General features: G+C 73.6%; 23 protein-coding genes. 2 read left to right on the top strand and 21 right to left on the bottom strand.

All coding sequences use genetic code 11. From position 1 onward, the window contains the following. The 14 genes from B4E97_RS18620 to B4E97_RS18555 form a co-directional block, all read right to left on the bottom strand. Complete coding sequence (locus B4E97_RS18620) at positions 1–342, bottom strand: DUF4229 domain-containing protein (protein ID WP_286961209.1); 342 nt, start codon at positions 340–342, stop codon at positions 1–3. Between the two features lie 7 nt (positions 343–349). Next, entirely contained in the window at positions 350–1348 is a 999-nt protein-coding gene (gene ccsB / locus B4E97_RS18615; protein ID WP_029211315.1) for a c-type cytochrome biogenesis protein CcsB, read from the bottom strand. After that, positions 1345–3024 carry a cytochrome c biogenesis protein ResB gene (resB, locus tag B4E97_RS18610; protein ID WP_286961206.1) on the bottom strand — a complete coding sequence of 560 codons (1680 nt, stop codon included), beginning with the start codon at positions 3022–3024 and terminating at the stop codon, positions 1345–1347. The genes ccsB and resB overlap by 4 nt, the downstream gene beginning before the upstream one ends. After that, complete coding sequence (locus B4E97_RS18605) at positions 3024–3788, bottom strand: cytochrome c biogenesis CcdA family protein (RefSeq protein ID WP_029211317.1); 765 nt, start codon at positions 3786–3788, stop codon at positions 3024–3026. Before B4E97_RS18605 ends, resB begins: the two co-directional genes overlap by 1 nt. After that, positions 3785–4390, bottom strand: coding sequence for a TlpA family protein disulfide reductase (locus tag B4E97_RS18600; RefSeq protein ID WP_286961202.1), 606 nt, complete (start codon positions 4388–4390; stop codon positions 3785–3787). The genes B4E97_RS18605 and B4E97_RS18600 overlap by 4 nt, the downstream gene beginning before the upstream one ends. Then, the gene (locus tag B4E97_RS18595) at positions 4387–5034 is read right to left on the bottom strand and encodes a histidine phosphatase family protein (protein WP_286961291.1); all 648 of its coding nucleotides are present in this window, start codon (positions 5032–5034) and stop codon (positions 4387–4389) included. Before B4E97_RS18595 ends, B4E97_RS18600 begins: the two co-directional genes overlap by 4 nt. Positions 5035–5042: 8 nt before the next feature. Continuing rightward, the gene (gene hemL, locus B4E97_RS18590; RefSeq protein ID WP_286961200.1) at positions 5043–6389 is read right to left on the bottom strand and encodes a glutamate-1-semialdehyde 2,1-aminomutase; all 1347 of its coding nucleotides are present in this window, start codon (positions 6387–6389) and stop codon (positions 5043–5045) included. Between the two features lie 48 nt (positions 6390–6437). Next, positions 6438–6935 carry a MarR family winged helix-turn-helix transcriptional regulator gene (locus tag B4E97_RS18585; RefSeq protein ID WP_286961197.1) on the bottom strand — a complete coding sequence of 166 codons (498 nt, stop codon included), beginning with the start codon at positions 6933–6935 and terminating at the stop codon, positions 6438–6440. 60 nt (positions 6936–6995) lie between these two features. Further along, positions 6996–7970, bottom strand: a complete 975-nt coding sequence (hemB, locus tag B4E97_RS18580) for a porphobilinogen synthase (protein WP_029211322.1) — start codon at positions 7968–7970, stop codon at positions 6996–6998. A gap of 102 nt (positions 7971–8072) precedes the next feature. Next, complete coding sequence (locus tag B4E97_RS18575; protein ID WP_414632806.1) at positions 8073–9764, bottom strand: uroporphyrinogen-III synthase; 1692 nt, start codon at positions 9762–9764, stop codon at positions 8073–8075. A gap of 12 nt (positions 9765–9776) precedes the next feature. Continuing rightward, the gene (gene hemC / locus B4E97_RS18570) at positions 9777–10763 is read right to left on the bottom strand and encodes a hydroxymethylbilane synthase (RefSeq protein ID WP_286961191.1); all 987 of its coding nucleotides are present in this window, start codon (positions 10761–10763) and stop codon (positions 9777–9779) included. Further along, positions 10756–12084: a glutamyl-tRNA reductase gene (locus tag B4E97_RS18565; RefSeq protein ID WP_286961189.1), complete on the bottom strand. Its 1329-nt coding sequence runs from the start codon at positions 12082–12084 to the stop codon at positions 10756–10758. The genes hemC and B4E97_RS18565 overlap by 8 nt, the downstream gene beginning before the upstream one ends. Then, positions 12081–12755: a redox-sensing transcriptional repressor Rex gene (locus B4E97_RS18560; RefSeq protein WP_286961187.1), complete on the bottom strand. Its 675-nt coding sequence runs from the start codon at positions 12753–12755 to the stop codon at positions 12081–12083. Before B4E97_RS18560 ends, B4E97_RS18565 begins: the two co-directional genes overlap by 4 nt. A 100-nt stretch (positions 12756–12855) precedes the next feature. After that, positions 12856–13107 carry a glutaredoxin family protein gene (locus B4E97_RS18555; protein ID WP_286961185.1) on the bottom strand — a complete coding sequence of 84 codons (252 nt, stop codon included), beginning with the start codon at positions 13105–13107 and terminating at the stop codon, positions 12856–12858. 167 nt (positions 13108–13274) lie between these two features. On the opposite strand from B4E97_RS18555, the gene B4E97_RS18550 reads away from it, so the two are divergent. Together B4E97_RS18550 and B4E97_RS18545 are read left to right on the top strand one after the other, a co-directional pair. After that, entirely contained in the window at positions 13275–13994 is a 720-nt protein-coding gene (locus tag B4E97_RS18550; RefSeq protein WP_286961183.1) for a sigma-70 family RNA polymerase sigma factor, read from the top strand. Between the two features lie 111 nt (positions 13995–14105). Further along, complete coding sequence (locus tag B4E97_RS18545; protein ID WP_286961181.1) at positions 14106–16067, top strand: hypothetical protein; 1962 nt, start codon at positions 14106–14108, stop codon at positions 16065–16067. Positions 16068–16375: 308 nt separating this feature from the next. On the opposite strand, the gene B4E97_RS18540 is transcribed toward B4E97_RS18545, so the two are convergent. From B4E97_RS18540 to proC, 7 genes are all read right to left on the bottom strand, one after another. Further along, a complete protein-coding gene (locus tag B4E97_RS18540) occupies positions 16376–17350 on the bottom strand; it encodes a lysophospholipid acyltransferase family protein (protein WP_286961178.1) in 975 nt (324 codons plus the stop codon). Next, the gene (locus B4E97_RS18535) at positions 17347–18414 is read right to left on the bottom strand and encodes an NAD-dependent epimerase/dehydratase family protein (RefSeq protein WP_029212736.1); all 1068 of its coding nucleotides are present in this window, start codon (positions 18412–18414) and stop codon (positions 17347–17349) included. The genes B4E97_RS18540 and B4E97_RS18535 overlap by 4 nt, the downstream gene beginning before the upstream one ends. Before the next feature lie 180 nt (positions 18415–18594). Then, positions 18595–18693 carry a 30S ribosomal protein bS22 gene (locus B4E97_RS18530; RefSeq protein ID WP_003792170.1) on the bottom strand — a complete coding sequence of 33 codons (99 nt, stop codon included), beginning with the start codon at positions 18691–18693 and terminating at the stop codon, positions 18595–18597. Between the two features lie 172 nt (positions 18694–18865). Next, positions 18866–19066: a helix-turn-helix domain-containing protein gene (locus tag B4E97_RS18525; protein ID WP_019286471.1), complete on the bottom strand. Its 201-nt coding sequence runs from the start codon at positions 19064–19066 to the stop codon at positions 18866–18868. A gap of 180 nt (positions 19067–19246) precedes the next feature. Next, positions 19247–20443, bottom strand: coding sequence for an acetoin utilization protein AcuC (locus B4E97_RS18520; RefSeq protein ID WP_029212737.1), 1197 nt, complete (start codon positions 20441–20443; stop codon positions 19247–19249). A gap of 55 nt (positions 20444–20498) precedes the next feature. Next, complete coding sequence (locus B4E97_RS18515) at positions 20499–21050, bottom strand: GNAT family N-acetyltransferase (protein ID WP_019286473.1); 552 nt, start codon at positions 21048–21050, stop codon at positions 20499–20501. Between the two features lie 168 nt (positions 21051–21218). Then, entirely contained in the window at positions 21219–22040 is an 822-nt protein-coding gene (gene proC, locus B4E97_RS18510; RefSeq protein ID WP_019286474.1) for a pyrroline-5-carboxylate reductase, read from the bottom strand. Positions 22041–22222: the final 182 nt, after the last annotated feature.

Raw genomic sequence — 22222 nt, 5'->3', positions numbered from 1 at the left:
TCAGAGACCGTCGTGCCGGCGGTCGGTCCGCCGCGCGGCGCGGTCGTCGATCCTGCCGTCGCTCGACGTCCGCCTGATCTCGTCGTCCTCGACCTCCTCGTCGGAGACCTTGTGCGCTCCCGCCGCCTCGGCGCGCGCGGCCTTGCGGTCGACCCGCTCGGCGATGCGGGCGCTGAACTCCTCACGGGGTCCGCGCAGGACGAACAGCGAGGCGACCATGGACAGCAGGCCGGCGAGGATGACCAGGAGCAGGCCCCGCAGCCCCACGAGCCACAGGACGATCAGGCAGCCGAGGAACAGCATGATCCGCAGCAGCGAGTAGCGCAGTCCAGGAGAGCTCATCGGTCGATCACATCCCCGAGTAGGAGTGCATGCCGGACATGAACTTGTTGACCACGAAGGAGTTCATGGCGATGCAGAGGAACCCGGCGATCGCGATCCAGGTGGCGGTGCGGACCTTCATGCCGGTCGTGGCGCGGGCGTGCAGGTAGGCCGCGTAGACCACCCAGATGATGAAGGACCAGACCTCCTTGGGGTCCCAGCCCCAGTAGCGTCCCCAGGCCTTCTCGGCCCAGACGGCGCCGGCGATGACGGTGAACGTCCACAGCGGGAACGCGACCACGTGCAGCCCGTAGGCCATCCGGTCCAGCGTCCGCGACGGCGGCAGGGCCGCGAGCAGCGTCTGGCGCCACCCCGAGAGCCGGGCCTGCGCCGCCTGGCGACGCTCGCTCGACTCCTGCACGAGGTAGAGCGCGCTGAGCGCCGCGCCGATGGCGAAGATCGCGGTGGCGATGATGGCGATCGACACGTGCACGACCAGCCAGTAGGACCGCAGCGAGGGCATGAGCTGCCCCGCCTCGGTGTAGACGGTGAGGGCGGGCCCGAGGATGAGCATCAGCAGCGCGGTGAGGAAGACCCCGAGCCAGCGCACGTCCCGGCGCAGCGACATCACGACGTAGACCACGCTGACGGCGGCCGCCGCGGTGAGGAGGTACTCGTAGAGGTTGCCCCAGGGAGCCCGCGACACCGACAGCGCCCGCATCACCACGGCCGCCACGAGCAGCAGCGACGCGAGCCGCGACAGGGCGATCCCGATGCCGGCGGCCTGGCGACGAGACGGACCCTCGTCGGCCTGCACCACGGCGGGGGCGTCACCCCGGACGAGGGTGTCCGTGCCGCCGGAGGCGGCCGACATACGGCCCTCGCCCGAGGCGCCCGACCGGCCCGCGAGCGCGCGGCTGCGGGTGCCCGCCAGGTCGACGGCGAAGGCGAGGAACGCGATGCCCAGCACGACGAGCGCGGAGTAGACCGCGAGGTTGGAGTAGCCCGCGAGGGCTTCGTTGGTCATCGTGCGTTCTCCTTCGTGGACCGGGCGGGCGGGGTCAGCCCGAGTCGCTCGCAGAGCTGCTCGGTGAGGTCGTCGACGGCCTCCCCCAGGCGGGGGTCGTCGTTCTTGGCGAGACCGGCCACCTCCAGCAGGGTACGTCCATCGCGCTCGCCGACCCGCACGAAGGCGCGTCGGCGCCGCACGACGAGGGACAGCACCAGGCCGACGAGCACGAGTACCGCGCCGAGCAGGGCCACGGGCTTGCCCGGGTCGTAGCGCACCGACAGCCCGGCGAAGCGCTGCACGCCCTCGAAGGTCACCGTCCCGCGGCCGCCCGGCAGGGTCTGGGTCTCACCGGGACGCAGCGCGAGGCGCACGGGCAGGCCGCTCTCCAGCGTCGGCTGCTTCATCGCCTGGGTGTCGAGCGTGTAGACGGACTGCGGCCGACCGCCGGGGAACAGGTCGCCCTCCCACAGCTCGAGCAGCAGGCCGGGCGCTACCGGCGCCGGGAAGTCCGACTGGGGCATCGCGCGCAGCGCCTCGTCGGAGATGGTCGGGGCGAACAGCCCGAGGAAGCCGAGCTGCTCGCCGGGGGGCAGCGCCGAGACCTTGACCGCGCCGGTGGACGTGTAGTTGTTGTCCTGCGGGCGGAACACGGTGGCCTGCTTGTAGACCTGACGACCCTGCGCGTCCTTGACGGTGATGACCGGGGCGTAGCCGTTGCCGAGCAGGTAGACCGAGGACTGCCCGAAGCTCAGCGGCTCGTTGACCTCGAGCTTGCGGCGGCGCTCGGCGGCCCCGGGCGTGTCCCGGGTGGTCACGTCGGCCTCGAAGGACCGCGGCTGCCCGAACTGCTTGCCCTTGAGCGTGGTCTCGAAGGCCACGCGCATCTGGTCCACGCGGACGGTGAAGGGCGGCAGGGACTCCTCGTCGACCCACGGCCCCTTGGTGAAGGTGTCGTGCTGGCTGGTCGTGTTGGCGAAGGTCTCCCCCTCGGGCACGATCGCGTCGACGCGCCAGCCGAGCAGGTGGCCGAGGGCCACGCCCACGATGACGACGAGCAGGGCGACGTGGAACAGCAGGTTGCCCACCTCGCGCAGATAGCCGCGCTCTCCCGAGACCGAGCCGTATGCCGACCGCCCCGCCCCACCCGTGGCCGCCGCGTCGGCGGCGCGGACCCGGTAGCGCCGGCTCCGCAGCACCTCGCGGGCCGCCGCGAGCGCGCGCTCCGGCTCGACGTCGCCGAGCTCCACGACGCGGTGCTCCGGCATCCGGTCGAGGACACGAGGGGCTCGCGGCGGTGCGGCGCGCAGCTCGCGCCACAGCAGGCGCAGGCGGGGCACGACGCAGCCGACGAGGGAGATGAACAGCAGCAGGTAGATCGCGGCGAACCACGGCGAGGCGTAGACGTCGAACAGCCCGACGCGGTCCATGAAGGGGCCGAGGGTCTTGTGCTGCTCGAGGTAGTCGCGGGTCTTGACCGGGTCGATGTCGCGTTGGGGGAAGACCGAGCCCGGGACGGCGGCGAGGGCCAGCAGCAGCAGGAGCAGCAGCGCGGTGCGCATGCTGGTGAGCTGGCGCCAGGCCCAGCGCAGCCAGCCGATCGGGCCGAGCCGAGGCTGGGTGATGTCGGCGCCGTCGCCAGCGCCGCCGCCGCCGGTGGCGCGGTCACGCGTGTGGGAGGAGGTGGCGGGCATCAGAGGACCGGGTTCCCGACGAGCTCGGTGAGCCGCGTCTGCAGGCCCGCGACCAGGGGCTGCCACAGCCCCAGGACCATGAGCAGGCCGAGGACGAGGAGCAGGCCGGCCCCGGCGAGCTGCAGCGCCCGCTGGTGGCGGCGCAGCGCGGTCCAGGTGCCCGAGAGCCGGCCGTAGCCACCGGCCAGCAGCAGGAACGGCAGGCCGAGACCGAGGCAGTAGGCCACGCCCAGCACGGCGCCGCGCGCCAGCGGCCCGGTGGCGGAGTCGTCCAGGGGGCTGCCGAGCGCCATGACGGCACCGAGCGTGGGGCCGATGCAGGGGGTCCAGCCGAGCGCGAAGGCCGCGCCGAGGAGGGGGGCTCCCGCCATACCGGCCGCGGGTCGCCAGCCGACCTTGACCTGGCGCTGGGTCCCCATCCCGGCGAAGACGAGGGCGAGCAGCACGACGACGACGCCACCGACCCGCTCGAGGACCTCCCGGTGCTCGCGCAGCAGGGTGGAGACCGAGGTGACGACGAGGATCACGAGCGGCACGAAGACGACGGTGAAGCCGAGGACGAAGAGCAGCGTGCCCGCGAGCATGCGGCTGGTGCGGCGGTCCTCGAGGCGCGTGTCACCGAGCCCCGTGACGTAGCCGAGGAAGCCGGGCACGAGCGGGAGCACGCACGGCGACAGGAAGGACGCGGCGCCGGCGAGCAGCGCGACGCACGCCGCGAGCGGGAGGGTGCCCTCGGCGATGACGTCGGTGACGCCGGCGATCACCCGGCTTCCTTGGCGACGTCGTCGACGAGGTCCTGCACGGTGCGCTCGGACGTGATGGCGCCGAGCACCCGGGCCGCGATGCGCCCCTGCTTGTCCAGCACGAGCGTGGTCGGCGGCGAGGGCGCCTTGCCCTGCAGCGCCAGCACGGTCTGGCCGTCGAAGGCCAGCGTGGGATAGGGCACCTGACGGGCACGCGCGAAGTCGCGGGCGTTGTCGGAGGACTCGCGGCCCGCGTGCACGCCCATGAAGACCGCGTCGGGGTGGGTCTTGCGGACGGCGGCGTGCAGGGCGTTGAGCCGCGGCTGCTCCTCGACGCAGGGCGGGCACCACGAGGCCCAGAGGTTGAGGACGACGACGTGGCCGCGCTGCTGCGCGACGGACCAGGAGGCACCGTCGAGGGTCGTGCCCTGCAGCGCCACCGGCTCCTTGCGCTGGGCCGCGGTCAGCCGCTCGATGGTGCCGTCGCCGGAGATGTAGCCCTTCTGGTCACCGGAGCGGGCCTGGGCGTTGATCGAGCCCGCGTCGTCGGAGCAGCCGGCGAGCGGTATGCCGATCGCGACCGCCGCGAGCGCGGCGCAGAGCGTGCGTCGGACCTGCGTCATGCCCCCACCGTGGGCTCAGCGACCTGCAGGAGCGCGCCCGCGGGCTCGCTGTAGACGATCGAGGTGAGGCGGTCGCCGTCGTAGTGCAGGCTCGTGAGGCTGGCCAGGCTGCACTGCCGGCGTCGCGGGTCGTGCCACAGGGGGCGACCCTCGAGGTGGCGGCGCAGCGTCCAGACGGGCAGCTGGTGGGAGACGAGCACGATCTCGCGGCCGGGCGCATGCTGGCGGGCCGCGTCCACGGCCGCCTCCATGCGGCGGGCGATGGCGCGGTAGGGCTCTCCCCAGGATGGGGTGAAGGGGTTTCGGACGAGCCACCAGTTGGCGGGGCGCCGCAGCGACCCCGCGCCGTGGCCGAACCTGCGGCCCTCGAAGTGGTTGCCGGCCTCGATGAGCCGGCTGTCCGTGAGGATCGGGGTGTCGAAGTGCTCGGCCACGGGCCGGGCCGTCTCCTGCGCGCGCTCGAGCGGCGAGGCGACGACGAGGGCGACGTCGCGGCCCTCCAGCGACTCGGCCACCAGGTCGGCCATCTGCCGACCGAGGTCGGACAGGTGGTAGTCGGGCAGGCGTCCGTAGAGGATCTTGGCGGGGTTGTGGACCTCGCCGTGACGCATCACGTGCACGATCGTGCGGGCCGTCGCGGTCATGCTGCTCGTCACGCTCCCATCGTAGCATCGTCGGCTGAGGCCGCCCTGGCAGCGGCCGGCAGGGCCGCGAGGACGCGGTCGACCGCCGCGTCGTCGTGGGCGGCGCTGACGAACCAGCACTCGTAGGCGCTCGGGGGCAGGTGGACGCCCTGGCTGAGCATGCTGTGGAAGAAGCGCCCGAACGCGGCGGTGTCCTGGCCCTGCGCGTCCGCGTAGGACAGCACCGGGCCCTCGCGGAAGAAGACGGAGAACATCGAGCCGGCCCACTGGATCGTGTGGGCCACCCCGGCGGCGGCCAGCTCGGCGGCCACGCCGTCGGCGATCGCGTGCGCCGCGTGCTCGAGGCGCTCGTAGACCGCGGGCGTGCAGCCGCGCAGCGTGGCGAGGCCGGCGGCGGTGGCCACGGGGTTCCCCGACAGGGTGCCGGCCTGGTAGACGGGGCCGTTGGGCGCGAGGTGCTCCATCACGTCCCGGCGCCCGCCGAAGGCCGCGGCCGGGAAACCGCCGCCCATGACCTTGCCGAAGGTGAACAGGTCGGGGGCGCCGTGGACGGTCGGGCCCTCGAGGCCGTACCACCCGGCGGCCGAGGCGCGGAAGCCCGTCATGACCTCGTCGCTGATCAGCAGCGCGCCGTGCTCGCGGGTCGTCCGGCGCAGGGCGGCGGTGAAGCCGGGCGCCGGCGGGACCATCCCCATGTTGCCCGGGGCGGCCTCGGTGATGACGGCAGCGATCTCGTCGCCGCGGCGCGCGAAGGCCTCCTCGAGGGCGCGGACGTCGTTGTAGGGCAGCACGATCGTCTCGCCGGCCGAGCTGGCGGGGACGCCCGCGGAGTCCGGCAGGGCGAAGGTCGCGACGCCGCTGCCCGCGTGCGCCAGCAGCGCGTCGACGTGGCCGTGGTAGCACCCGGCGAACTTCACGACCGCCGAGCGGCCGGTGAAGCCCCGCGCGAGGCGCAGCGCGCTCATCGTGGCCTCGGTGCCGCTGGACACCAGGCGCACCTGCTCGACCGGCTCGACGCGGTTGACGATCGCCTCGGCGAGCAGCACCTCGTTCTCGCTGGGCGTGCCGAAGCTGAAGCCCTTGTGCGAGGCCTCGTGCACGGCCTCCAGGACGGTGGGGTGCTGGTGCCCGAGGATCATCGGCCCCCAGGAGCACACCAGGTCGACATACTCCCGGCCGTCCACGTCGGTGAGATAGGGGCCGGTCGCGCTCGCCATGAACCGCGGGGTCCCACCGACGGATCGGAAGGCCCGGACCGGGGAGTTGACCCCGCCGGGGATCACGGCGCTCGCCCGCTCGAACCACGCCTCGGAGGCGGGAGCGGCAGACGGGTATGACGGGGGCTGGGTGGTCATGCGGCTCAGTCTCTCAGCCCGGCCGGGCGCGGGTCGAACCCGTGCTCGTCAGTCGCCGCAGACGCGGGCGACCTCGGCCCGCTGCTGCTGCGAGGTGCCGTTGTCGTCACGGACCCGGGTCATGGCGTCGCCGAGCGCCTGCACGAGCTCGGGCGACAGGGCGTCCAGCCAGTGGCGGCGCACGCTCTCGACGTGGACGGGGGCCATCTCGACCACGGCCTCGACGCCGGCGTCGGTCAGGACCAGCTCGACGCCGCGCCCGTCGCCGGGGACCGGGTGCCGCTGGACCCAGCCGCGTCGCTCGAGGCGGTTGGCGGTGTGGGTGAGGCGGGACCGCGACTGGACCACGAGGGCGGCCAGCTCGGACATGCGCTCCCGGCGTCCGGGCTGCTCGGACAGCATGGACAGGATCTCGTACTCCGACAGGGAGACGCCGTGGGTCTGCAGGTCACGGTCGAGGGCGACCTCGAGCAGGCGCTGCCCACGCAGGTAGGCCCGCCACGACACCTGCTCCGCCGGGCTCAACCACCGCACGTCGTCCGTCACAAGACCCTCGCTCCCCTGGGTGCCGTCATTCGGGGCACCGACAAGCACCCAGCGTAACGACTAGTTCAGCCAGCGTGCTGCCGAGCTTGCGTAATAGGTGAGGATCTGCTGCGCACCGGCGCGGTGGATGCTCGTCAGGGCCTCCAGCGCGACGCGGTCGCGGTCGATCCACCCGTGGGCCGCGGCGGCCTCGATCTGGGCGTACTCCCCCGACACCTGGTAGGCCGAGACGGGCACCGTGGACTCGGCCGCGACGGCGGCCAGCACGTCGAGGTAGGGCAGGGCCGGCTTGACCATGACCATGTCGGCGCCCTCCTCGATGTCGAGGCGGGTCTCGCGCAGCGACTCGGTGAAGTTGGCCGGGTCCTGCTGGTAGGTCGCGCGGTCGCCCTGCAGCGAGCTGGAGACGGCCTCACGGAAGGGGCCGTAGAAGCCGGAGGCGTACTTGGCGGCGTAGGCCAGCACGATCGTGTCGGTGCGGCCGGCCTCGTCGAGGGCTCGGCGCACGTGCCCGACCTGGCCGTCCATCATCCCGGAGAGCCCGAGCACGGTGGCGCCCGCCTCGGCCTGGGCCAGGCCCATCGCGGCGTAGCGCTCCAGGGTGGCGTCGTTGTCGACACCGCCGCGGGCGTCGAGGACCCCGCAGTGCCCGTGGTCGGTGAACTCGTCGAGGCACAGGTCGGCCATGACGACGAGCTCGTCCCCGACCGTGTCGGCCAGGCGGCGCAGGGCGACGTTGAGGATGCCGTCCGGGTCGGTCGCGCCGGACCCCACGGCGTCCTTGCTGGTGGGGACCCCGAAGACCATGATCCCGCCGACCCCGGCCGCGACCGCCTCGCGCGCCGCCTGCTCGAGGGTGTCGAGGGAGTGCTGCACCACGCCGGGCATGGATCCGATGGGTGTCGGCTCGGTCGCCCCCTCCTTGACGAACACCGGCAGGATCAGCTGGGCCGGGTGGAGGCGGGTCTGGGCCACGAGCCGGCGGACGGCCGGGCTCTGGCGCAGGCGGCGGGGGCGGTGGAGCGGGTAGCTCAAGGGTGTCTCCAGCAGAGGTCGGTGGTGCGGTCGTGTGGTGCGATCGGGGACGCGAGGTGGTGGTGCGCCGGCGGTGCTCAGCTGCGGCGGCTGCGACGGCGCTCAGCTGCGCCGGCGGCGGCGGCGCTTGCTGGGCAGCACGACGGGGTCGCCCGCGTCGTAGGACGCCCGAGCGAGCGTGTGTCCGTGGTCGGCGAGCGCGTCGACGAGGGCGTCGGCGCTGGCCTCGGGGGCGAGGACGTCGACGTGCAGGCCGTGCTCCTCGGCGGTGCGCGCCGTCGCGGGACCGATGCAGGCCACGACCGTGGCGCGGTGCGGCTTGCCGGCGATGCCGACGAGGTTGCGGACGGTGGAGCTCGAGGTGAACAGCACGGCGTCGAACTGGCCGGTCTTGATGGCCTCGCGCACCTCCGCGGGAGGCGGTGAGGCGCGCACGGTGCGGTAGGCCGTGACGTCCTCGACCTCCCAGCCCATGTCCTGCAGCCCGGCCACGAGGGTGTCGGTGGCGATGTCGGCGCGCGGCAGGAAGACGCGGTTGATCGGGTCGAGGAGCACGTCGTAGGGCGGCCACTCCTCGAGCAGCCCCGCGGCCGACTGCTCCCCGCTCGGGACGAGGTCGGGCACGAGACCCCACTCGCGCAGGGCCGCGGCCGTGGTGCCGCCGACGGCCGCGATCCGCAGTCCGGCGAAGGACCGCGTGTCCAGGCCGTACTCCGTGAACTTCTCGCGCACGGCGCGGACGGCGTTGACCGAGGTGAAGCCGATCCACTCGTAGCGCCCGGTCACCAGGCCGGTGATGGCCTTGTCCATCTGCTGCGGGGTGCGGGGCGGCTCGATGCCGATGGTCGGGACCACGGTGGCGGTCGCGCCGTATGACGCGAGCCGGTCGACGACGCCGGTCGCCTGCTCCTTGGTGCGGGGGACGAGGACGTTCCAGCCGATCAGCGGCCGCGTCTCGAACCAGCTCATGGTGCTGCGCAGCTCCACCGTGCGGCCGATGACGGCCAGCAGCTCCTGGTCCTCGTCGGCGTGGTCGAGGACGTGCGCGGCGTCGCCCAGGGTGGTCGCACTCGTGTGCTGGTGCGCGGTGGTGCCGTGCTCGGTCAGGGCGACGGGCGTCTCGGGGGCGCGACCGGCGTCCAGGAGGGTGCTGAGCTGCTCGACCAGCCGTCCGGGGGTCCCGGACATCACCACCGTGACGTCCTCGGCGGCGGACGCCTCGAGGTCCTGCGGCAGGGCCGCGTCGCACACGTGCAGCCGCGGGGAGTCCTGGGAGGTGAGCGGGATCCCGGCATACAGCGGGACGGCCAGCAGGCTGGAGACGCCCGGAACGACCTCGTAGGGGACGTCGGCCTCGCTCAGGGCGCGGCACTCGGCCTCCAGGCCGGAGAACACCCCCGGGTCGCCGCTCATGAGACGCACGACCAGGCCCGTCCCCCCGAGGCGGCCGACCGCGTCGAGGAGTCGTTGCAGCGGCAGCGAGCCTGCCGGCCCGGAAGGCGCTGCGCCGCCGGTCGTCGTCGCAGCCGGGTCGACGCGGCCGACCGGGACGAGGGGCACCACGTCGACGTCCTCGCGGCAGTGGCGACGCACGACCTCGACGTCGTCAGGACGGTCCAGCAGGACGATGCGGGCCTGGCCCAGGAGCTCGGCCGCCCGCAGGGTGAGCAGGCCGGGATCCCCCGGCCCGGCTCCCACGAAGGCGACGTGCGCACGCTCTCCCGTCGCCGCCCGGGGGGCGGGCACGGGGCCGTGCCTCCCGGTGGTCCTGCCGGTGCTCGAGGCCTTGCGCATCGTCGGGTGCTCCTACGCCGGGGGGTCGGTGCTCTCGGGGGCAGTCTGACCCACCCCGCTCGGGCTGCCAAGTCCGCTCCCGACCCCGGCGAGTCCGGCGGCGCCGTCCTCGAGGAGCAGCTCGGCCAGGCGGTGACCCAGGTCACGGGGCTCGGTCCACGATCCGGTCAGGGACCGCCGCAGGCCGTCGGACCCGTCGGGGCTGCCGACGAAGGCGCGCAGGGACAGCTCCAGCCCGTCCTCGGACTCGACCACCTCGGCGAGGGCGCCGACGGGAGCCGTGCACCCCGCCTCGAGCCGGGCGAGCAGGCCCCGCTCGGCCTCGACGCAGGCCCGGGTCTCGGCGTCCTCGATGCGGGCGAAGACCTCGCGCAGGGGGTGGTCCTCGCGGCACTCGAGCGCGAGGGCTCCCTGACCCGCGGCGGGCAGCACCTGCACGGGGTCGAGCGTCTCGCTGACCACGTCGCGCAACCCCAGCCGGGAGAGGCCGGCCATGGCGAGGACCACGGCGTCGCACCGCCCGTCGCGGACGTGCTGCAGCCGGGTGTCGACGTTGCCGCGGATGGGGACGAGCTCGACGCCGAGGCCCAGCGCGGCGATCTGCGCGGCGCGGCGGGGCGAGCCCGTGCCCACCACCGACCCGGGCGGCAGCTCGGCGAGGGTCAGGCCGTCCCGGGCGCAGAGCGCGTCACGGGGGTCCTCGCGACGGGGCACGGCGGCGATGACGAGGCCGGGCTCGGGGGCGGAGGGCAGGTCCTTGAGCGAGTGGACGGCGCAGTCGACCCGGCCGTCGAGGAGCGCCTCGCGGATCGCCGAGGCGAAGACCCCGGTGCCGCCGATCGTGGTCAGGGGGGCGGCGCTGACGTCGCCCTCGGTCGTGATCTCGACGAGCTCGACCTCCAGGCCCAGCTCGCGCAGCCGCGCGGCGACCCAGCCGGACTGGGTGGTGGCGAGGGCGCTGCGGCGGGTGCCCAGGCGGACGATCTGCTGCTCAGGCATCAGGGTGACCGATCTCCACGGGGGGCTCGACGTTGGCTGCCGACACGGCAGCCACGGTGTGCGGGTCCAGGTCGAAGAGCCGGTGCAGCGCCTCGGCGTAGCTACCGGTCACGTCCTTGTCGGCCATCTCCTTCACCCGCACGGTGGGGGTGTGCAGGATCTTCTCGACCACGCGGTGCACCGTCAGAGCGACCTGCTTGCGGGTGGCCTCGTCCATGTCCGGGGTGCGGGTGTCGAGTCGCTCGAGCTCGGCGTCGACGACGGAGCGGGCGCGCGAGCGCAGCGCCGTCAGCGTCGGGGCCACCGCCTGGACGCGGCGAGCCGCGAGGTATGCCGCGACCTCCTCCACGACCAGGTCGCGCACCTGCTGGACCTGGGCCGGGACCATGCCGTCGCGCGCCATGAGCTCGCCGAGCCGGGACAGGCCCACGACCTGCACGCCCTCGACCTCGCTGACGGACGGGTCGACGTCGAGGGGCAGGGCCAGGTCGACGTAGGCCTGCGGGCGGTGGTGGCGGGCGGCGGCGACCTGCTCGGCGAGCTCCCGGCCGACGATGCGACCGGACGCGCCCGTGCAGGTCACGACCACGTCCGCGGAGGCGAGCGCCTCGACGCGCTCGGCCCAGGGGACGGTGCGCGCGGCATACGCGCGGGCCAGGTGCTCGGCCTTGGCCTGGGTGCGGTTGGCGATGATCACCTCGGCGGCCCCGGACCGCGTGAGCGTGGCGACGGACAGGGCACTCATGGCCCCGGCACCGATGACGAGCACGGACCGCTCGGTCAGCGGACCGACGTGTCGCTCGGCCTCCTCCAGCCCGGCGCTGACCAGCGACAGGGACACGTCGTCGAGCTCGGTCTCGGTGTGGGCGCGCTTGCCGACGCGCAGGGCCCGCTGGAACAACGCGTTGAGCTCGGGACCGACCTCCTCGCGCGACTGGGCCGAGCGCAGGGCCGAGCGCATCTGGCCGAGGATCTGGCTCTCGCCGATCGCCATGGAGTCCAGACCGCAGGCCACCGAGAAGGCGTGGGAGACCGCCCGGTCCTCGTGGTGGACGTAGAGGTGGTCGCGCAGCACCAGCGCGTCGACCTCGGTCACGTCCGCGATCGCCTGGCCGATCTCGCCGACCCCGCCGTGGAAGGTGAGCACGTCGGCGTAGACCTCGGTGCGGTTGCAGGTCGTCACGACGAGCGCCTCCCGCACCTGCTGGCTCGTCGCGAGGACGGACCGCAGGGTCTGGGCACGGTCGTCGCCGAGCGTCGTGCGCTCGAGCAGGTCGATGGGGGCGCTGCGGTGAGACAGGCCGATGACGAGCAGGGTCACGCGGGGGCACCTCCGAGGGCCGACGCGGGCGAGGTCCGCGAGCGGTGGGCGAGCAGGCGAAGCTCGGACGACAGGTCGACGGCCCGCACGTCGGTGGTCGACGGGACCTGCAGGGTCGTGGGGGCGAAGTTGAGGATGGCGCGGACGTCGGCGGCCACGAGCAGGTCCGCGACCTGCTGGGCGGCCGACGCGGGGGTCGCGACCACGCCGATGACGCGTGGACCGTGCTCCGAGACCGCCTCGGTGAGGCGGGCCACGTCCTGGACCACGAGGCCGAGCACGGAGCCGCCGACGACCTGCGGGTCGTGGTCGAACAGCCCGACCACCTCGAAGCCGTCGCCGTCGAAGCCGCCGTGGGAGGCGAGGGCCTGGCCGAGCCGGCCCATCCCCACGATGACGACGGGGCGCACCTCGTCGCGGCCGAGGACCGACACGAGCTGGTCGGTCAGCACCGCGGTGTCGTAGCCGACGCCGCGCACGCCGAGCGAGCCGATCTGGGACAGGTCCTTGCGCAGCATGGCCGAGCTGACGTGGGCGGAGGCGGCGAGCTCCTCGGAGGAGACGCTGCCCACCCCCCGGGCAGCGAGCGCGGCCACCGCCTCGAGATACAGGGGTAGCCGGAGCACGGTGGCGTCGGACAGCTCACGACGCTCGGCGACCTCGACCTTCACAGCCCCTGGGGCTCCCTTCTGCCCGCCCCGTCCGGCGGGTAGGCACCGTTGTCCAGGGTATGCCCCGGCCTGGCGGGCACCCAAAAGGACGGTGCGGCCGTCACCCGAGCGCCCGTCGCAGGCGTGCGGGATCGACCCTCCAGTAGTCGTGCTGGCGCCCGTCGACGAAGACCACGGGGATCTGCTCGGCGTAGCGCTCCCGCAGGTCCGGGTCGTCATCGATGGAGTACTCCGCGACGCTCACCCCCTGCTCCCCGGCGACCTCGTGGATCGTGGCGCGCGCGACGTCGCACAGGTGGCAGCCGGGGCGGCCGAGCAGGACGACGCGGGCGCTGGTGAGGTCGGTGTGCACGGTGCCGACTCTACGGGGGCCGGTGCGCGCGGGGCGGACGCGCCGGCACGTTCCGGCCCGGCAAGCTCGTCCCGGGCAGCCGCCATGTGCTGCAATGGGAGTCGCTCGGGCCAGGAGGACCTATCAAGACCATCGCGACGGCGCGGCATCGCGACACTCTCCTACGGGTGACCACGCGACTTCCCGCACTCCTCGGCGCCCACCCGCACGCGGGGGGCGCCATGTCTGCGTCGGTCACCGTCGACCTGAGCCTGCTGTGGCTGGCGCTGTCGGACCCGCCGGGCGGATCCGGCACCGGGGGCGGGTCGTCCTCCGGTGGGAGCGGGCCGGACCCCGACGAGCTGGAGCGGGTGCGCGCCCTCGTGGTCCTCGCGCAGGGCGGCGACCAGGACGCGTTCGGGCAGCTCTACCAGCGCTACGTCCAGGTGGTCTACCGCTACATCTACGTGCGCGTGGGGTCGGTCCACACCGCCCAGGACCTGACCAGCGAGACCTTCATCAAGGCGCTGCGCAACCTGTCGGGGTTCACCTGGCAGGGCAAGGACATCGCGGCGTGGTTCGTCACGATCGCCCGCAACGTCGTCAACGACCACGCCAAGTCCTCGCGCTTCCGGCTCGAGGTGACCACCGAGGACATGCGGGATGCCGACACCGAGGTCGAGGCGCCCGAGGGCGAGGTGCTCCAGCGGATGCGCGACGAGCGGCTCCTGCAGGCCGTCGCCCAGCTGCGCCCCGAGCAGGCGGAGTGCGTGACGCTGCGGTTCGTCCAGGGGCTGTCCCTCGCCGAGACCGCCGAGGTCATGGGCAAGAAGGAGAACGCCGTCAAGCAGCTGCAGCTCCGGGCCGTGCGTGCGCTGCAGCGGGCGCTGGAGGGCGAAGACCTGTGACGGTTCCCGTAACCTACGGCCCGCTCGCTCGTTGAGCATGGCGGACCAGCACACCCAGACCCAGACCCAGACCCAGACCCAGACCCAGACACTGAGGAGAGGAGGGGTGCCATGGTGAGCTTCATCGACGACTTCGTGTCCCGCGCTGACGCCGACGCCTTCGAAGCCATGCTCCAGGGCACGACACCACCCTCCCCCGCGATGTCCGACCTGCTGAGCCTGACCCAGCAGGTCGCTTCCGTGCCGATCCCCGGGCCCGACCCGTCGTTCGTCTCCGGACTGGCCGCCACCCTGCGCACCGAGGCGGCGGCGGTCGCGGCCTCCCCGCCGACGTCCGCCCCCGCGCCGGTCTCCCAGCCGTCCGTCCTCACGATCCACGGCACCTGGCCCAAGGTCCTCGCCGGCGCGGCCGCGGGCGTCGTCGTGGCCGGCACCGGCCTCGGCGTCGCGGCCCAGGGGGCTCTCCCCGGGGACGCGCTGTATGCCGTCCGCGGGGTCGTCGACGGCCTCGAGGTCCGTCTCGCGGGGTCCGACGGAGCCCAGGGCCGGACCCTGCTGTCGCACGCCCGCGAGCACGTCGCCGACGCGGGCGCCCTCGCCGATCGGACGCCGCAGGTCGCCGACGACATCCGCACGTCCTTGAGCGACGCGGCCGCGTCGGTCGAGTCCGGCCAGACCGAGCTGTTCGCGGCCTTCGACGACACGCGGGAGCCCGACCACCTGCGGGTCGTCCAGGAGTTCACGAGCTGGGTCCAGCCCCAGCTGCAGACGCTGCGGCAGAAGCTGCCGGCCGAGGCGCTGGGCGAGCTCGCCGCGCTGCAGAGCACCGTCGACAAGGGCACCACCGAGCTGCGGGCCAAGCTCGTCGCGTGCGGCGAGTCCTGCTCGGGCATCGCCGTCCCGGCACCGAGGCCGAGCGCCACCACGTCGCCCCCCTCGTCGACCACGGCCCCGCCCTCGACGTCGCCCTCGCCGCCGAGCCCCTCGTCGCCCACCACGATCCCGCCGCTGCTCACCTCGCCCGGCGCCACGGTCACGGTGCCCGCGCCCAGCGTCCCCACCACCCCGGGCCGCACCACGCGGCCCCAGCGACCGACGACGGTGCCGGACGAGCCCCGACCGCGCCCCACCACGGATCCGACCCGGACCCGCACGCCTCGGCCCACCGTGCCCCGACCGACCACCACGGACGCGGACCCCACGCCCACCCCCTCCACCTCGACGCCCACCCCGTCTGGGCCGAGGCCGAGCCCGCCCTGCCAGGTGTGGGTGCCGCTGCCCGGCACCGACCTGGGGACCTGCCTGCCCAAGCCCGAGGTCCCGACCGTCACGGCGACGATCGTCGTGCCCACGGTCGTGGCGCCCCCGGTCGTGGGGCTCGATGCGCCTGATGTGACCGTGCCCGTTGCGCCTGATGCGCCCGACCTGCCCGGCGCTCCCGAGCCAGAGCCCACTGCGCCCGCGGCACCCGAGCCGTCGGAGCCCGGGGCGCCCGAGCCGCCGGTGACCCCGCCGGCCGAGACCGTCACTCCCCTGCCGAGCATCCCGACCAGCGCCGCCCCGGGGCTGCCCGGCCCGACCGCCCCGGCGCCGGCGACCACGAGCGCAGCGCCGACCCCGACCGCCACCACGACCGAGCCCGTCCCGACGACGCCGGCTCCCACACCCACCAGCTCCACGACGGAGCCGACTCCCACGCAGACGACTCCGGCTCCCACACCCACCAGCACCACGACCGAGCCCGTCCCGACGACGCCGGCTCCCACACCCACCAGCACCACGACCGAGCCCGTCCCGACGACGCCGGCTCCGACGACCCCGGCGCCCTCGGACATCCCGACGGGGGTCCTCGTCACGCCGGAGGCTCCGCGGTTCGCCGACCACTGCGTACCGGGCAACGGGATCGTGCACCTGCCGCGCACGACCGGGGTGAGCTACGAGTGGGACCGCCGCATCGGGCTGATCACCACCACGGTGGTCGTCGACGCAACCCCGGAGCCGGGCTACGCGTTCGCACCGGGCACGACCAGCCGGTGGACGCGCGACTATCCGGGCACCTGCGGGAGCGACTGACGTCTGCTGGCCCCGGGCCCGTGCGCTCACGGCGCCGTTGACGCCGACCACGTCTCGCGGCAGGCGCTCGTCATAAGACCGACCGAGGTGCCACTGCGGTCGCCCTCCGTCTCCGCGACAGTCCCCCGTCTCGGCGACCGTCCCCCGTCGGTCCGGCCATCCTCGGTCTGGTGCTGCAGCACCAGACGGGAGACGACCAAGCAGACGGGGGACGCAGCCCGAGACCCCGGACGGAGCCGCCCTGCCAGGAGGCGGCAGGGCCACGCCAGGGCGCACGAACGCCGTGCGTGCGGATCGACCTGAGCAGGTCAGCCGAAGAAGGCGGAGTCCCGGGTCGCGAGGAGGCGGTAGAGGCTCTCCTGGATCGTCTGCCGGATCTCGTCGGTGAGCGCGAACACCGTCATGGGGTCCTCCCCTGCCCCGGCCCCGAGCTCGTCGGTGCGCACCGGCTCGCCGAACTCGATGATCCACTTGCTGGGCAGCGGGACCAGCCCCATCATCCCCAGCCACGGGAAGGTCGGCGTGAGGGGGAAGTAGGGCATGCCCAGCAGCTTGGCCAGGCCCGAGGCGTTGCCCAGCATCGGGTAGGTCTCCTCCGCGCCCACGATGGAGCACGGCACGATCGGCACCCCGGCGCGCAGGGCAGCGGCGACGAATCCCCCACGCCCGAACCGCTGCAGCTTGTAGCGCTCGCTGAACGGCTTGCCGACCCCCTTGAAGCCCTCGGGCCAGACGCCGACCAGCTCCCCCGCCCTGAGCAGCCGCTCGGCGTCCTCGGCCGTGGCCAGGGTGGAGCCGGACTTGCGGGCCAGGTCCCCGACGACGGGCGTGGCGAAGACGAGGTCGGCACCGAGCATGCGCAGGTGCCGTCCCGCCGGGTGGTCGTCATACAGGGCCACCTGCGTCATGAGCGCGTCGAGCGCGATCGTCCCGGAGTGGTTGGCGACGACCAGGGCGCCGCCCTCGGCGGGGACGTGCTCGGCGCCGCGCACCTCGACGCGGAACCAGGAGCGGTAGAGGGGGCGCAGCAGGGGCAGGTAGGCGTGCAGCGTGAAGTCCTCGTCGAAGCCGAACTCGTCGACGTCGTAGTCGGCGGTCAGGCGGCGGCGCACGAAGGCCAGCAGCTCGGCGATCTGCCGTTCGGCCTCGTCCGGCGGGATCTTGGCCAGAGCGGCGGCGCTGCGCAGCACCTGCACGACGGCGTCGACCACGGCGTCCACGTCGATCGGGGGCACGGCTCGTGTCGGGTCGGCCGGCTGTCCGGGGCGAGGGTCGTCGGTCACGAGCGGGCTCCGGGGGTCGAGGACGGGTCGGGGAGCCACCCCATGGCGGCCAGGACGACCTGGGCGCGGCCCAGCCCCGTGCGGGCGAGGTCGACGCCCGGCACGGTCAGCCCGGCGGTCTCGGCGAACGACCCGAACGCCTCGCGGCTCGTCCGGCTCGGCTCGAAGCCGAGACGCTCCCTCATGCGGGTGGTGTCGACGACGCGGCCGTACGCCAGCTGGCGGAACTGCCCCTCCGGGAAGGTCGCCATCCGGGACCAGCCGTAACCGCGCCGCAGCAGGCCCTCGGTCTGCAGGGGCGCCTGCACGACGGGCCGGTGCATCATCCGTGCGCACTGGAGCACGGTGAGCACCCCGTCGCCGGCGACGTTGGTGACGCCGGTGACGCGGTCGGCGTCAGCGGTGGAGGCCAGCACGGTCGCCCGGACGCAGTCGTCCTCGTGGACGAACTGCAGGCGCCCGTCGAAGCCCGCGGGGACCGGCACGACCGGGAGGCTGAAGTAGTCGGTGAGGGCCGTGGCGATGCTCGGCCCGATGACGTTGGCGAAGCGCAGGACGGACACCTCGACGTCGGGGCGGCGCCGGGCGAACCCCGCGACGTAGGACTCCACCTCGGACGAGTCGCGCCCGAAGCCGTTGGCCGTGCGCACCCCCAGCGCCGCCGACTCGGTGAACACCGCGGGGTCGTGCGGGGAGGCGCCATACACCGCCGCTGCGGACTTGACCACGAGCCGCCGCAGCGAGGTGGCCTTCTGGCACGCCGCGAGCAGCTGCATCGTGCCGATGACGTTGATCTCCTTCTGCGACGCCCGGCCTCCGGCGGCCGTGGGGGTCGCGAGGACGCCCATGTGGACGACGGTGTCCACTGAGTACTGCTCCACGAGCCGGGTGATGACCGGGTTGCGCAGGTCCACGCGCACGAAGTCGACCCCGATCAGCGGACGTCTCGGTGGCACCACGTCGATGCCGATGACGCGGCCCACGTCCTCGCGGGCGGCTAGCGCCGTCGCGGCGAGCCCGCCCAGCAGCCGGGAGACACCCGTGACGAGCACGACGTCGGGCACGTGGACCTCCTGGGTGACGTTCGGTGACGCTGGGCTGGCGGCGGGCTGGCGGCGCGGCTGGTGGCCAGGCTGCTCGCGTGGCTGCTGGGGGGAACCTGTCCCGAGCCTAGGCCAGGGGTGACGCCGACGGCACCCGGGCATGACCAGAGCCCCCCGACCGTGGTCGAGGGGCTCTGCTGGTCACTTCTTGTTGCGGCGCTGGTGACGCGTCTTGCGAAGCAGCTTGCGGTGCTTCTTCTTGGCCATGCGCTTGCGGCGCTTCTTGATCACGGAACCCATAGCGTGTCCTTCGTCGAGCTGATCTGCAGTGTCGGTCGTGAGCCTCGTGCCGGTGCACGACGTTGTCACGTGCGCGTGGCGCGCTCACCGCCGACGAGGGAATCCGCCCCAGCCTAGCGCCCCGGGCTCTCCTCACCCAATCGACCGAGGCCGTATGCCGTCCGCGCCGGCCTCACGCGGTCTCGGTGTAGGCGCGCGCGAGGTACTCCTCGACGACGTGCTCGGGGACGCGGAAGGACCGTCCGACCCGGACGGCGGGCAGCTCTCCGCTGTGGACGAGGCGGTAGACGGTCATCTTGCTCACGCGCATGCGGGCCGCGACCTCGGCGACCGTGCAGAAGCGGACACCGTCGAAAGGACGTTGGGACGACATAGGGGATGGCTCACTCTCCGGGCACGAGGTGTCGTCGGCTTCCCCGTCGAGTCTTCACACGCGTGCTGGTTGGCACTCTAGAGCTCCGGTCACGCCGCGTGAGCAATCCGCGATGAGATTCACCCATGCTGTCCAGTCGACACGCCGCCGACCCCATGATCGGCGCCCATCTTGTGACGGCTAGTCGAACCAGACGTCGAGCCCGTGCAGCGGGAACGCCGCCTCGCGGGTGGCCATGACGGCGCGGTCCACGGGGTCCTCGGGGTCGTAGCCCGACTCCCAGCCCCGCCACCAGACGATGCCACCCTCGGCCACGCCGTCGCTCATGGACTCGGGCCCGGGCCGGCCGTGGCGCTCCAGCACGTGGTCGCGCCAGGCTTGGGGGATCGGGGTGTCCAGCCGGATCGGGTGGTGCGTGGCGATGGCCGTGAGGTGCGTCCAGGCGCGGGGCACCACGTCGACGACCTCGTAGCCTCCCCCGCCGAGGGCGACCCAGCGGCCGCCGCTCACCTCGTGGGCGAGCCGGTGCAGGCCCTCGAAGGCCTGCCGCTGGGCGTCCACCGAGATCGCGAGGTGCGCGAGCGGGTCCTGGTAGTGCGAGTCGCACCCCTGCTGGGTGATCAGGACGTCGGGGGCGAAGGCCCGCACGAGGGGGTTGACGGTGGCGTTGATCGCCCGCAGCCAGGCCGCGTCGCCGGTGCCCGGCGGCAGGGCCACGTTGATCGCGGTGCCGTCGGCCGAGGGGCCGCCGAGGTCGCGAGGGAAGCCGGTGCCGGGGAAGAGCACCCGGCCCGTCTCGTGCACGGACAGGGTCATGACGCGCGGATCGTCCCAGAAGCAGCGCTCGACGCCGTCGCCGTGGTGGACGTCGATGTCGACATAGGCCACCCGCTCGGCGCCGTGCTCGAGGAGCCAGTGGATGGCGACGGCCGCGTCGTTGTAGATGCAGAAGCCGGCGGCCCTGTCGGGCATCGCGTGGTGCATGCCGCCGCAGAAGTTGACGCCGTGCAGCGCCCGCCCCTCCCACACGTCTCGGGCGACGGCGAGGGTGCCGCCGGCGATGCGGGCGCTGGCCTCGTGCATGCCGAGGAAGGCAGGGTCGTCCTCGGTGCCGATCCCGAACGCCTGGTCGGCCTGGGCGGGGTCCTCGCCCGCCGCACGGACGGCCGCGATGTAGTCCCGGTCGTGGACCCAGGCGAGCTCGTCGTCGGTGGCGACCGGGGGGGACACGAGCTCGACGTCATCGTGGTCGAACAGCCCCAGCTCGCGGCACAGTCGCGCGGTCAGGTCCAGACGGACGGGACTCATGGGGTGGCTCGGCCCGAAGTCGTAGCGCGTGAAGACCTCGTCCCAGACCACTCTCGTCGGCATCGACATGGAGCCGACCGTACCCGTGCGGGACCGGCCCGGCACGACGAGGCTCGCTAGCCGGTCAGACGCTGGTGCTCGCCACCGAGCCCGGGTCGTCCGCGAGGGGCAGGATCATCATCATCTCGTCGTCGTCGTCCTCGGTCGGCTGGTGACCGCGGGCCACCATGGGACGACGGGTGTCGGTGACCCGGAAGCCGTAGGAGCTGGCGAACGCCACGGCCGGACCGTTGTCGGTGCCCACCCAGTAGGACAGGTGGCGGCAGTCCATCGACCGGGCGATGCCGGAGGCGGCGCGGACCAGCTCGACGGCGACGCGGCGACCGCGCAGCTCGGGCCGGACCCAGATGCCGAACAGCTCGGCCATGGCGTCGTCGCTGCCGTCGCGGGGCGCCTGCGCCCGCACGCTGGCGACGCCGACCGGACCGTCCGCCGCCTCGGCCACGAGGCGGGTCGCCCGGGCCATGCGCTCGTGCCACAGGTCGTCGGAGAAGTCGCGCTCCTCCTCGTAGGTGGCCGCGAAGGCGTCCGGGGACTCCTTGAGCGCCGCCAGCCGGATGGTCCGGTAGAGCTCCCAGTCATCATCGGTCAGCACGCGCACGGTCAGCTCGGTCATGTCCCGCATCCTTTCATGGTGTCCGTGGCCGCTGCTACACCGGTCTGCGACCGATCCAGCGGGGCGCTGCGGCCTCGATCCGCAGGCGTGGCCGGAGATTTCAGTTGGGTCGAAGGGCCGATGGGGTCGAGGGGCCGGTGGTGTCGAGGGGCCGGTGGTGCCGAGCGTTCAGTGACCGCGGCCCAGCTCGGCCGAGCGCTCGGTCGCGGCCCGCACCGCCGCCACGACGGCGGCCCGGGTGGCCCGCTCGTCGAGGACGGCCAGGCCCGCGGTCGTCGTGCCCCCCGGCGAGCTCACCCGCTCGCGCAGGATCGTCGCCGAGTCGTCCCCCTCCGCCAGCATCGTGGCAGCACCGAGCAGGGTCTGCACAGCTAGGGTCGAGGCGACGTCGCGGGGCAGGCCCATCAGGACACCGCCCTCGGTCATGGCCTCGGCGAGGTAGAAGACGTAGGCGGGCCCCGAGCCGCTCACCCCGGTGACGGCGTCCAGGTGCTTCTCGGGCAGGGACAGCACGGCCCCCGACGGCTCGAGCACGGCACGCGCCAGGGCGAGGGCCTCGTCGCCGCAGCGGCTCCCGGGGCTGACCACGGCCATGCCCTGCCCCACCAGGGCCGGGGTGTTGGGCATGACCCGCGCCACGGCGATCGAGTCGGGCAGGTGCTCCTCGATGGCGGCGGAGGTGACGCCGGCGGCGACGCTGACCACGACGTCGCCCTCGCCGAGCCCGCCGGCCATCGCGTCGAGCAGGGCCGGGACGTCGGCCGGCTTGACGGCGACCACGTGCACGTCGGCCGCGCCGGCGGCCTCGGCCACGTCGGAGGTCGTGCGCACGGCATACGACCCGGCGAGCTCGGAGAGTCGCTCGCTGCTGGTGTCGACGGCGAGGACCTGGTCGGCCGGGTGCCCGCCGCGGACCAGGGCGGCGAGGATCGCCGACCCCATGGCGCCGACGCCGTAGAACGCGATCGTGCGGGACGCGAGGTCAGTCATCGGAACTCCCTGTCGAGGTTGCGAGGTCGGGTGCGCTCGCCAGTATGCCGAAGCCCACCGACAACCCCTACCCCGCGCCATTGGTCACCACTGGCGGATTTGATCGTTCGAACCGTGCCTCGAGACGTCATTGGTGACCAATGGCGGCGCGGCGCGGCGCGCGGTATGGCGGCGCGGCGCGG

Origin of the sequence: Arsenicicoccus sp. UBA7492 (assembly GCF_002479615.1) — a bacterium.
Classification (GTDB): Bacteria; Actinomycetota; Actinomycetes; order Actinomycetales; family Dermatophilaceae; genus Arsenicicoccus; species Arsenicicoccus bolidensis.
This window is presented reverse-complemented; position numbering and strand designations above follow the sequence as displayed.